Below are 11,425 nucleotides of genomic sequence, written 5' to 3' on the forward strand. Positions count from 1 at the left end.
CACCGATGCTATCGACGGCGCGCACTCTGCTGACACCTGCGCAGCAGGCTGAGAACCGACCGCGCATTCTGCGCACTCGCCGACGGCAGGCTTGAACAATCCGCCGAACCGGTGTCCAATGGGGGTGGATGCCGCAACGCCGCGGCGTCCGCAGCGCACTGCCCACGAGGCCCGCCGAAGGAAGTATCGCGATGACGCACACTGTGCCCACTCTGCCCCTGCCCGATTTCGCACACGAGCGGGTGGAGGTGATCACCGGACGGCGCAGCGGCCTGTTCATCACTGTCGCGCTGCACTCGTCCGTGCTCGGCTCGGCTCTCGGCGGCGCACGTCTCTGGACGTATCCGCACTGGAGCGACGCTCTCGGCGACGCGCTGCGACTGTCGGCCGCAATGACGCTCAAGAACGCCGCGGCCGGTCTCGACGCCGGTGGTGGCAAGTCCGTCATCGCCCTGCCGCCCGGCACGACGCTCGACGCCGACCGCCGTCGGGCCGCCTTCCTCGACCTCGGCGACGCGGTCGAATCGCTGCACGGCCTCTACCGCACCGCCGAGGACGTCGGCTCGACGACCGACGACATGCTCGTCGTCAGCGAGCGCACCGAGCACGTCGTCGGGCTCCCCGACACGGTCGGTGGCTCGGGCGAGCCGGCCGGGCCGACGAGCCTCGGGGTCTACGAGTCGCTCCGCGCGACGCTCGAGCGCGTCGCCGGCACCGCCGACGTCGAGGGTCGCCGCATCACGATCTCGGGCCTCGGACAGGTGGGCAGCCGTCTCGCGGTGCGCCTGTCCGCCGAGGGGGCGCGCCTCACCGTGACGGACGTGAACCCGGCCAAGCGCGATCTGGCCGCAGAGCTGGGCGCCGACTGGGTCAGCCCGGGCGAGGAGCACCTGGTGCCCGCCGACGTGTTCGTGCCGGCCGGCATCGGCGGCCTTCTCACGGACGAGGTCATCGACGCGCTCGATGCGAAGGCGGTGTGCGGACCGGCCAACAACCCGCTCGCCGACCACAGCGGTGCGGCGCGACTCGCCGGTCGCGGCATCCTGTACGCCCCCGACTTCGTGGTGAACGCGGGTGGTGTGATCTATCTCGATCTCGAGGCGAAGCAGCTCGGCACGCGCACCGAGATCATGGAGCGTGTCGGGCAGATCGGCGACACCGTGCGCCGGATCTTCGACGAAGCCGAGTCGCGTGGGGTCACTCCGCTCGAGGCGGCCGAGGGCCTGGCCGCCGAGCGGCTCGCCGCGGGTGGCCGTCAGCCCGCTCTCGCCCGCTGACACAGGCGTGTGCGCCCGGCTGCCGCTGCGGCGGCGGCCGGGCGCACCGGCCTGACACTGCGTTCCACTCCTCGCGGAATCGCGTGCCAGAATCTGCGGCCGGGGTGGCATGATGGTCGCACGGCGCGGCCCTGGCCCGTCACGGCGACTCACGCCGCGCGATCAAAGGAGATCCGGTGTTCACCAGCCCCCAACCCGATGTCGAGATCCCCGAGCTCAGCATCTACGACTACCTCTTCGCGAGCCTGACCGACGAGGATCTGGGGCGCGTCGCGCTCATCGATCCGTCCACCGGCGCCGAGACCACGTACGGCGCACTTCGTGGGCAGATCGATCTGTTCGCGGGCGCACTGGCTGCGCGCGGGGTCGAGGTCCACACGGTCCTCGGTCTGCTGTGCCCGAACGTTCCGGCGTTCGCCACGGTGTTCCACGGCATCCTGCGAGCGGGCGCGACCGTGACGACCGTGAACTCGCTCTACACGGCGGGCGAGATCGAGAAGCAGCTGCGGGATGCCGGGGCGACGTGGCTCATCACCGTCCGCCCGCTGCTCCCCCAGGCGACGACCGCCGCCGAGGCGGTCGGCATCCCGCACGAGCGCGTCATCGTGCTCGACGGCGCCGCGGGACATCCGAACCTGCGTGAGCTGCTCTCGGAGGGAGCGCCGGCCCCGGAGGTGTCGTTCGATCCTGCGACTCATGTGGCGGTGCTCCCCTACTCGTCGGGCACGACCGGCATCCCGAAGGGCGTGATGCTCTCGCATCGCAATCTCGTCGCGAACGTCGCGCAGTGCCGTGTGGCGCTCGATCTCAGCGAGAGCGACCGCGTTCTGGCGGTGCTGCCGTTCTTCCACATCTACGGCATGACCGTGCTCCTCAATCTCGCGCTGCGCCAGCGGGCGAGTCTCGTGACGATGCCGAAGTTCGACCTCGTCGAGTTCCTCACGAACATCCAGAAGTTCCAGTGCACGTACCTCTACATCGCGCCCCCGATCGCGGTGGCGCTGGCGAAGCATCCGATCGTCGACCAGTTCGACATCTCGAGCGTGCACACGGTCTTCTCAGGGGCTGCGCCGCTGGATGGCGAGACCGCGGAGACCGCCGGTCGTCGCATCAACGCCCGCATGATGCAGGGGTACGGCATGAGCGAGCTGAGCCCTGTCTCGCACGCCATGCCCACGGATCGCTACGACATCCCGGTGAGCTCGGTCGGCGTCATGCTGCCGAACACGCTCAACAAGCTCATCGACACCGAGACGGGTGAGGAGATCACCGAGGTCGGCGCCGACGGAGTGACGAAGCCCGGCGAGCTGTGGGTCAAGGGCCCGAACGTGATGCTCGGCTACCTCAACCAGCCCGAGGCGACGGCCGAGACGCTCGATGCCGACGGATATCTCCACACCGGCGACATCGCGGTGTACCACGAGGGCGGGTATTTCTCGATCGTCGATCGGGTGAAGGAGCTCATCAAGTACAAGGGCTACCAGATCGCTCCGGCCGAGCTCGAGGCGCTGCTGCTCAGTCACCCGAAGGTGATGGATGCCGCGGTCATCGGTGTGCTGGACGAGGACAAGCAGGAGATCCCCAAGGCCTTCATCGTTCCCATGCCCGACTCGGGTCTCACCGAGGAGGAGGTCATGGCGTTCGTCGCGGAGCAGGTGGCCCCGCACAAGAAGGTGCGTCGCGTGGAGTTCATCGAGGCGATCCCCAAGTCGACCGCCGGCAAGATCCTCCGCAAGGACCTGCGAGCTCGGGAGGCCGCGACGGTCTGAGCCCGCCGGGGTCTTCGCTCCTCTGGTCGTCGACTGGGCGAGCGTGTCGGATGCCTTCGTCGCGCCTCGCTCGTTCTACCATCGCGGCCACTAGGTTGGCGCCATGGATGGCGTGTGGCTTGCGGCGCTGAGCGGTCTCATCGGCGGTGGGACGCTGCTCGTCGGCGCTGCGGTCGCCTGGTTCGTCGACATCCCGCAGCGCGTGGTCGCAGGCATCATGGCGCTCGGTGCGGGTGTGCTCATCTCGACGCTCGCGTTCGAACTCGTCGAGGAGGCTGCCGACGACGGCGGGCTGGTCCCGACGACCGTAGGCTTCCTCGGCGGCGCGATCCTCTACATCGTCGCGGATCAGCTCGTCTCCCGCCCGAGGAAGCACAAGCCAGTTTCTCCGAGCGCGGGCACGGCCGCACGCCGTCCGCAGACGCCCGACGCGACGGCCGGCGCGACAGCCTCCGCCGGTGTTGCTCCGCTCGCGACGGGCAGTGCCTCCGCGCGCCGCCCGGCCCCGAGCGAGGTGCCCGCGAACATCGTGGCGCGGCGTGCCGCCGGGGCTGCGGGCAGTGCGGGCGTCGTGATCGCGATCGGCGCTTTGATCGACGGCATCCCGGAATCGATCGTGATGGGGTTGTCGGTCCTGCAGGGCGGGATCAGCATCCCCATCGTCGCTGCGATCGCGATCAGCAACATCCCCGAGGGCCTGGGGTCGACGGCGGCTCTGAAGCGCGGCGGACGTCAAGGCCGGTTCGTCGCGCTGCTGTGGCTCGGCATCGCCCTGGTGACCGTCGTCGCTTCGGTCTCCGGCTATGTGCTGCTCCAGTCGGCGTCGCCGGATCTCATCGCGTTGATCACGACGATCGCGGCCGGCGGCCTGCTGGCCATGGTCTGTAACACGATGATTCCGGAGGCCTTCGACGAGCAGCACGCGCTCACGGGTCTGTGGGCGACCATCGGATTCCTCGGCGCCTTCCTCCTCCACGAGCTCGCGTAAGTCCGGATCTCCACCAGTCGAACCGACTGGCCCGATTCGCGAGGGAACCCTTTCCGGGGAGCGTTTGCCGCCGACCAGGCCGCGTCACCACGAACCGGAAGCTCATCCTCGGCGTCAGAACGGCGCATCGTGGACGCCTGCCCCATCGCAGTCGCGGGCACCTTCGCCGCCCGCGACCCTGACGGTGGGCACCCTGCGTTCCGGCGCCACGACGTACCGCCGCCCGGTGGGCGAGGTCCACCCGACAGCCCCGCCGCTCCCGGCGATCTGCTGCACGTCCCAGCCGCCGTGATGCTTCACGGTGTGATGGCCTTTGCAGAGTGGCGCGAGGTTGTCGAGGCTCGTCTCGCCGTCCTCGCGACTCCACGCCACCTGGTGGTCGACCTCGCATCGCGAGGCGGGCACACCGCATCCCGGTCCCATGCACCGATCCGCTCGCCACTTCACCAGCTTTCGGAGGGCCGGCGGCGGCGAATACTGTTCACGTCCCACGGAGAGGACCATGCCGGTCTCGGGATGAGTGAGCACCCGCATCCGCTTCGAGTCGCCGCCGCACAGTTCGCGGGCCTGCGAGAGCGGGATCGGTCCGACGCCCTCGACAACCGGAGCATCTCCCGTCGTGCCTGCGTTCTCAGCCAGAAGCGACAGCGCCGGAACCGTCACGACCACCGACGCCCGGATACCGGACGCCGTGGCGGAAACATGCGCGGTCGTACCGTCGATGAGCAAGTCGGAGACGACATCGGCGCGGATCTGGTCCAGTGTGCGAGTCTCGCCCTCCGTGGCTTTGATCGCCTTCGCCATCGCCGTGGCTCGGCCGTGGATCGCCTGCAGCTCCACGAGGGGCGCATTCAGCAGCAGAAGGCCCATACCGTCGCTGCCGGCTTCGATCGCGATCCGCCGACCGGCGACCGCTGACGCGTATCGCTCCTCGAGCGTCTTGGCTTCGACCTGGGCGATGAGATCACGCAGGCGGCGCCGAAAGGTTCCGACCGGCTCAGCCTCGGCCAGCGCCACCGCGCGGTCGACGACGTCGGCACGCAGCTCGGGCATCACCTGGTCCAGGAGGTCGACGAGGAACTCGGCGTGCTTCTCCGTGATCCGCGCCTCGCCGAGAGCATCCAACGCGCTCGGGTAGCGGTTCACCAGAGCATCGGCCTGCAGAAGCAGACGGCCCGCTGCGTACTCGGTGATACGCATGGCGGCCGACAGCTCGAGTCGGATGGAGCGCTCTGCCACGTCTATAGTGCCGGCACCGAGGCCGATGATGAGGGCGAGTTCTTCGCGACGCAGCGCCTCGATCCGGCGAAGTCGCTCCGCCGCGAAAACCGACAGCATGGTCGCGGTCTCCAGCACCAAGTCCACGGCGTCCGGCACCGGCGGAATGAAATCGTCCACGTCGTCATCCCAGCACTCCGCCACGTCATGGAGTGGCGGAGTGGGGCCGTGAGTCATGCGTCCAGTTTAGAACATAGTTTCGAACTTCGCAACGAATCTCTTGCAAGGATGCCGGCCCCCACTCTCACCCAGGCGGGCCCGGGGTACCCGCCCTCACCCAGCCCGACCCCCGGACCCCCGGCACCCGCCCGGAACCCCCGCCCTCACCACACGGGTGCCGCCGACCCCTTCCCTCACTCCAGCGGCAGCGCCCCGGCGTCCGCCAACGCGGGAGCCCTCCGCGCCCGCAGCGCCGTCGCAGCCCCGACGACCACCGCCCCGACCGCCACCCAGATCAGCACCCGGTAGTCGACGAAGATGAGCAGACCGGCGCCGATGATCGACACGAGCGTCTGGGGCAGGTTGACCAGCACGTTCGCGGCGGCTCCGGTGCGTCCCTGCAGGGCGTCCGGCGTCATCCGCTGGCGGAGCGTCGAGAACGCGACGACCGTGATCGGGATGCCGATGCCCATCACGAACATCCCCGCCCCGCCCAGCACGACCGAGCCGAAGGCGAACGGAACGCTGCCGGCCGCGACGAGCAGCAGGCCGAGTGCAGCCGCCCGCCCCTCGCCCCAGCGCGTGACGATCGTCGCCGACAGGATGCCGCCGAGCACCGCCCCCGCGCCCTGGATGGGCACCAGCACGCCTATCGCGACCGGGTCCACGCGCATCGCATCCAGAGCCGGGAACACCACGATGTTGAGCAGCCCGGTCGCGCCGAAGCCGATCGCCGCGGCGATTGTCACGACACGCAGGCTCTGCGGGGCGAACAGCTGCTCGAACCCCGCGACCAGCTCCCGGAAGTATCCGCGCTGCACCTCGCGCTCAGGCGCCGCCGCTCCCACCGGCAGCCCCGCGACGATGATCGCCGCCGCGGCGAAGCACGCCGCCGTGAGCACGATCACCGCAGGTGCACCCAGCCACACGTACAGCGCGGTGCCGATGAGCGGCGAGACCAGCCGCAGCCCGTTGTCGATGGTCGAGAGCACGCCGTTGCCCGACGCGAGCTGCTCGTCGCGCAGCATCGCCCGGATGATCCCCGATTGCGCCGACGCGGTCACGTAGCCCGCAGCGCTGTAGACGAACACGACCGCGTACACGAGCCAGAGCTGACCGGCACCCGACACCAGCAGCAGCGACAGCACGACGGGCACCAGCGCGACGTTGTTGATCACGAGCAGCCGGCGGCGCGGCATCCGGTCAGCCATCATCCCGATGAACGGCGCCAGGATGGCCGGGAGCCCCAGTGCGACGAACACGAACCCGGCCGCCACGTCCGATCCTGTGAGCTCCTTCACCCACACCGCGACCATGAGGAACAGCGCACTGTCGCCGAGGTTGGTGGCCACCCACCCTGCTGCGAGGCGCGGGAAACCCGGCGCAGACCACGCGACGGGCGGTCGGATGCCGCCGCGCCGCTCGGCCGCGGCCGTCACCGCTGCTCCTCGGGCTCTGGGTTCACGACGGCGAAGTACCGGGAGTAGCGCGCGCCCGGCGGCCGCTTCGACGGGTCGGTGTGACGGCCGGCGAATCGGTCGGTGAGGTTCTGCACGTCGCGGCTGAGCTCGGCGAGCTCCTCGGCGGTGGCCCAGAACGACGAGCGGGTGAACGTGGTCGCCTGCACCCACTCGTCGGGTTCCCGATCGATGCGCGAGAACCAGTCCATCGCGCGGAGGAACTCCGACTCGAGCCCGAGGGACGCCACCGCCTGCACCGCCAGCAGGGACCCCGGAACCTCCGGATCGGGCCGCATGTCGAAGTCCGCGACCCGCACCCGCCACGGCTTCTCACGCCCGCGCCGTTCGGCACGTTCGATGTAGCCGTACTTCTCCAGCATCCGCAGGTGGAACGAGCAGCTGGCCGGCGACTCTCCGAGCGCCTCCGCGCACTCCGTCGCCGTCGCCTCGGCGACATCGCCCAGGTAGTCGAGCAGAGCGATCCGCACGGGATGCGCGAGCGCCCGAATGCGTTCCGGGTCGGTGATGCGCTCGCGTCGCGCCGAGCGGGGGAACGGCCGATCGTCGGTGGGCATGCGGGCAACGATAGATTCTAAAGAAGTCTTTCGCAAGACTTCTTTAGAATGAAGAACGGGTGCATCCCCCTGTTCGGCAGCGCGACGTTCGCGTCAGTCCTTCTCCACGGGTACCTGCAGCTCGGTGATCCAGTCCGACTGCGGGATATCGGGCTCGGCAACGAGATAGACCTCCCGGCACGGGCCGACCATGCGGTAGCCGTCGTCGATGAGGCCGTTCATCAGGAGGCTGTACGACTCGCCGATGCTGGGCATGTCGCCGCGGTGCGTGACGACTGCGGCGAGCGGCACGGCGGGGAGCTCCACCACGTCGTAGCCCTCCCCCGGCTGTGGCACGTCGTCGGCGGTGAACGAGACGTGCACACCGAGCTCCTCCGAGCCCTCGACGTCTTCGTACCAGAAGATGCCGGGCTCGATGAGATCACGTCCCGCGGCGCGGAGGGCACCGGTCAGGCGGCCCAGCAGCGGGTCGATGACCGGCGACACGTTCTCGGGACCGGCCCCCGGCGCGCGCCCCTCGACGGCGTAGACGGTGACAGGGTCGATGGGGCGGTATTCGATGGGTGCGGACATGGTGTCCACGTCTCCTTCCAGGGCGCGGAGGCGCTCGCCGATCAGGGCGATCCGTGCGGTGTCGACGGCGACGGATGCCTCGAGCTCGGCGCCTCGGCGGACGAGGAGCGCGTGCAGCGCCTCCCGCTCGTCGTCGGCCCCGAGCACGACTGCGATGTCGTCCAGCCCGCAGCCCAGCTGACGCAGCTCGACGATGCGCAGCAGGTCGCGGAGCTGGTCCGCCCCGTAGTACCGGTAGCCGCTGCGGCCGTCGACCCGCACGGGCTGCAGCAGTCCGATCGCGTCGTAGTGCCGCAGCATCCGCACGCTCACGCGCCCGAAGGCGGCGAACTCTCCGATGGTGTACATGGTGGAGCCCATGCTCGACCCTGACACAGCGTGAGGGTCAACAGGAACGGCGGATCAGGCCGATGCCGACCAGGCCTGGCCCTCGGCGGGGCCCTCGTCGTCGACCGTGAGCCCGTGGAGGGTCTCGAGCGCCGCGGTGACCTCGTCGAGGCGGCCCTCGACCGCGAGTTCGCGGATGCGGACCGACGGACGGTGCAGCAGCACCCCGGCGAGATGGCGCAGCGCGGCCTCGGTCTCGTCGCCGGCGCCGCGTGCGCGCGCGCGGGCGATCTCCTGCTCGACGATGCCCAGCACCTCGGTGCGCAGCGTCGTGATGGCCGGCCCAGCCAGGCGGTCGGCGTGGAACTCGGTCGCCGCGTCGCCCACGATCGCGCGCGCATCGGCGTGGGCACTGAACTCCTGCAACGGAGCGTGCAGGCGAATCGTCTCGAGGTCGAGCAGCTCGACGGCTTCGACGTCGCCGACGGCGGGGTCGACGTTGCGCGGAAGACCGAGGTCGATCACGAGCACCCGGTGTCCGGGCACGAAGGCGTCGGCGTGCACCACGGCGTCGGCGGTGCAGGTGATCACGACGTCGGCCTCGGCCGCGGCGGCCGCGAAGTCCGACACCGGGATGAGCCCGTGCTGCGTGGCGAAGGTCTGCGCGCGACCCGAGGGAGAGAAGACGTGGATGTCGCCGGCGCTGCGAGCGCGCAGCGCGTCGACGGTGCGCGCGGCGTAGCGTCCCGTGCCGACGAGCACGACGCGCGCGGCGGCCCAGTCGGCGACGCGGCTCGAGGCGAGTTCGAGGGCGAGGCGCACGAGCGAACGGTGAGCGCCGCGCAGCTGGGTGCGGTTGCGCACGCCACGGCTGGTGTGGGTTGCCTTCTGGAACAGGCGCTCCAGCTCGCTGCTGGTCATGCCGTCCGCGCGGGCGGCGTCGAGAGCACGACGCACCTGGCCCGAGATCTCGTCTTCGCCGACGACCATCGACTCGAGCCCGCTGGTGACGGCGAACAGGTGGGCTGCGGCATCCGCTCCCTGGTGCACCGCGACAGATGCGCGCAGCAGGTCGACGGAGACGCCCGATGCCTCGGCCATCGCCTCGACGACCGACTCCACCGCGACGGCCTCGCCGCCGGTGAGCGGCTCGTCGATGTCGAGATACGCCTCGAACCGATTGCAGGTGGCGAGCACGACGGCGCCGGAGACGAAGAGCTCGTCATCCACGAGAGCGCGCGTCGCCGTGGGCGCTCCCACAGAGAGACGCTCCAGGATGTCGAGGCTCGCGTTCCGGTGGTTCGCGGTCAGACAGAGGAGCACGACTCTAATCTTAACGTGTGTCTTTGCATGACTCTCACCCTTCCGTTCTTCAGAGAAACGATCCCCCTCCCCTGATACGCGCGTATCGCGGTGAGCAGCCGACCAGGACGCCGGTGTGGTTCATGCGCCAGGCGGGGCGCTCCCTGCCCGAATACCGCGAGCTGCGCGTGGGCACCGACATGCTCGACGCCTGCCTGAACCCCGAGCTCGCCAGCGAGATCACGCTGCAGCCCGTGCGCCGTCACGGCGTGGACGCGGGGATCTTCTTCAGCGACATCGTGATCCCGGTGCGCCTGTCGGGCGTCGATGTGCGCATCGTCGCCGGGCGCGGACCGGTTCTCGAGAACCCCGTGCGGACGGCGGCGGATGTCGCGGCCCTGCCTCCGCTCGAACCCGAAGCACTCGCACCCATCCGTGACGCGGTCGCCCTCACGGTCGCCCAGCTGGGCTCGACGCCGCTCATCGGCTTCGCCGGCGCCCCCTACACGCTGGCGTCGTACCTCGTCGAGGGCGGGCCGTCGAAGGAGCAGCTCAAGACCCGCGCGCTCATGCACTCCGACGCCGAGACCTGGTCGGCGCTGCTGACGTGGTGTGCGGAGATCACCGGCGCGTTCCTCGCGGCGCAGATCGAGGCGGGCGCGTCCGCCGGCCAGCTCTTCGACTCGTGGGCGGGCTCCCTGAGCCTCTCCGACTACACCCGTCACGTCGCGCCCTTCTCGGCGCGGGCCCTCGAGCCGGTGCGCGAGCTGGGCGTGCCTCTCGTGCACTTCGGCGTCGGCACCGGCGAACTGCTCGCCGCGATGCGCGACGTCGGCGTCGACACGGTCGGCGTCGACTGGCGCCTGCCGCTCGACGAGGCCGTCAAGCGACTCGGCCCCGACGTGTCGGTGCAGGGCAACATCGACCCGGCGCTGCTGCGCGCCCCGTGGCCCGTGCTCGAGGCCCACATCGTCGATGTGCTGGAACGCGGCCGTGCGGCACGCGCCCACGTGCTGAATCTCGGCCACGGCGTTCCGCCCGACACCGACCCGACCGTGCTGACGCGCATCGTGGAGTTCGTCCACGCGCATGGCTGAATCCACCGCGGCCGGACGCTTCTCCGTCGTCGGGGGCGGCGTCGCGGGCCTGGTCGTCGCCCGCCGGCTCGCGGCGTCGGGCGCGGCGGTGACCGTGTTCGAGGCATCCGATCGCCTGGGCGGAACGGTCGCGCGGCACGACGTCGGCGGAATCGCGCTGGATGCCGGAGCCGAGAGCTTCGCCGTCCGTGGCGGGGTCGTCGCGGCCCTGCTGGCGGAGCTCGGCCTGGCCGACGACATCGTCGCTCCCGCGCCCGGGCCCGCCTGGCTCCAGCCGGTGATCGGCGACGCGGTGCCGCTGCCGGCGACGGCGCTCCTCGGCATCCCGTCCGATCCGCTCGCCGACGACGTGGTGCGCGTGATCGGCCGGCCCGCCGCGGAGCAGGCGGTCGAGCTCGACGCCCGGCCGCTGGGAGCGATGCCGTCCACACTCGGAGCCCTCGTCCGCGAGCGCTACGGCGACGAGATGCTCGACCTGCTGGTCGCGCCCGTCGTGCACGGCGTCCACTCGCAGCATCCCGACGACCTGCCCGTCGCCCGCGCGCATCCCGGGCTCGCCGACGCCCTCGCGAGCGCCGGGTCGCTCGGCGGCGCCGTCGCGCAGCTGCGCGCCGCCGCCC

The 11,425-nt window shown here is 70.5% G+C and carries 10 protein-coding genes; 5 read left to right on the forward strand and 5 right to left on the reverse strand.

Annotated features, from left to right (window positions below):
* Positions 1 to 191: 191 nt before the first annotated feature.
* The 3 genes from Q9R08_RS18750 to Q9R08_RS18760 all read left to right on the forward strand — a co-directional run bounded on the left by Q9R08_RS18750 (position 192) and on the right by Q9R08_RS18760 (position 4,034).
* Positions 192 to 1,277 (forward strand): Glu/Leu/Phe/Val dehydrogenase family protein, encoded by a 1,086-nt coding sequence (locus tag Q9R08_RS18750; RefSeq protein WP_308869693.1) that lies wholly within the window; start codon positions 192 to 194, stop codon positions 1,275 to 1,277.
* 176 nt (positions 1,278 to 1,453) lie between these two features.
* Positions 1,454 to 3,046, forward strand: coding sequence for an AMP-binding protein (locus Q9R08_RS18755; protein ID WP_308869694.1), 1,593 nt, complete (start codon positions 1,454 to 1,456; stop codon positions 3,044 to 3,046).
* Between the two features lie 103 nt (positions 3,047 to 3,149).
* Positions 3,150 to 4,034 carry a ZIP family metal transporter gene (locus Q9R08_RS18760; RefSeq protein ID WP_308869695.1) on the forward strand — a complete coding sequence of 295 codons (885 nt, stop codon included), beginning with the start codon at positions 3,150 to 3,152 and terminating at the stop codon, positions 4,032 to 4,034.
* Positions 4,035 to 4,148: 114 nt separating this feature from the next.
* On the opposite strand, the gene Q9R08_RS18765 is transcribed toward Q9R08_RS18760, so the two are convergent.
* The 5 genes from Q9R08_RS18765 to Q9R08_RS18785 form a co-directional block, all read right to left on the reverse strand.
* Positions 4,149 to 5,489, reverse strand: a complete 1,341-nt coding sequence (locus Q9R08_RS18765) for an HNH endonuclease (RefSeq protein WP_308869696.1) — start codon at positions 5,487 to 5,489, stop codon at positions 4,149 to 4,151.
* A gap of 176 nt (positions 5,490 to 5,665) precedes the next feature.
* On the reverse strand, positions 5,666 to 6,910 hold the full coding sequence (locus Q9R08_RS18770; RefSeq protein ID WP_308869697.1) for an MFS transporter: 1,245 nt from the start codon (positions 6,908 to 6,910) through the stop codon (positions 5,666 to 5,668).
* On the reverse strand, positions 6,907 to 7,506 hold the full coding sequence (locus tag Q9R08_RS18775) for an ArsR/SmtB family transcription factor (RefSeq protein WP_308869698.1): 600 nt from the start codon (positions 7,504 to 7,506) through the stop codon (positions 6,907 to 6,909). Before Q9R08_RS18775 ends, Q9R08_RS18770 begins: the two co-directional genes overlap by 4 nt.
* 93 nt (positions 7,507 to 7,599) lie before the next feature.
* Entirely contained in the window at positions 7,600 to 8,439 is an 840-nt protein-coding gene (locus tag Q9R08_RS18780) for a MerR family transcriptional regulator (RefSeq protein WP_308869699.1), read from the reverse strand.
* 42 nt (positions 8,440 to 8,481) lie between these two features.
* A complete protein-coding gene (locus Q9R08_RS18785) occupies positions 8,482 to 9,729 on the reverse strand; it encodes a glutamyl-tRNA reductase (protein ID WP_308869700.1) in 1,248 nt (415 codons plus the stop codon).
* A 17-nt stretch (positions 9,730 to 9,746) separates the two neighbouring features.
* Between Q9R08_RS18785 and hemE the strand changes: the two genes are divergently transcribed.
* Positions 9,747 to 10,805, forward strand: a complete 1,059-nt coding sequence (gene hemE, locus Q9R08_RS18790; RefSeq protein ID WP_308869701.1) for a uroporphyrinogen decarboxylase — start codon at positions 9,747 to 9,749, stop codon at positions 10,803 to 10,805.
* On the forward strand, positions 10,798 to 11,425 hold a 628-nt coding region (locus tag Q9R08_RS18795; RefSeq protein ID WP_308869702.1), incomplete at its 3' end, for an FAD-dependent oxidoreductase. The genes hemE and Q9R08_RS18795, both read left to right, overlap by 8 nt.

Source organism: Microbacterium psychrotolerans (assembly GCF_031085295.1).
Taxonomy (GTDB): Bacteria; Actinomycetota; Actinomycetes; order Actinomycetales; family Microbacteriaceae; genus Microbacterium; species Microbacterium psychrotolerans.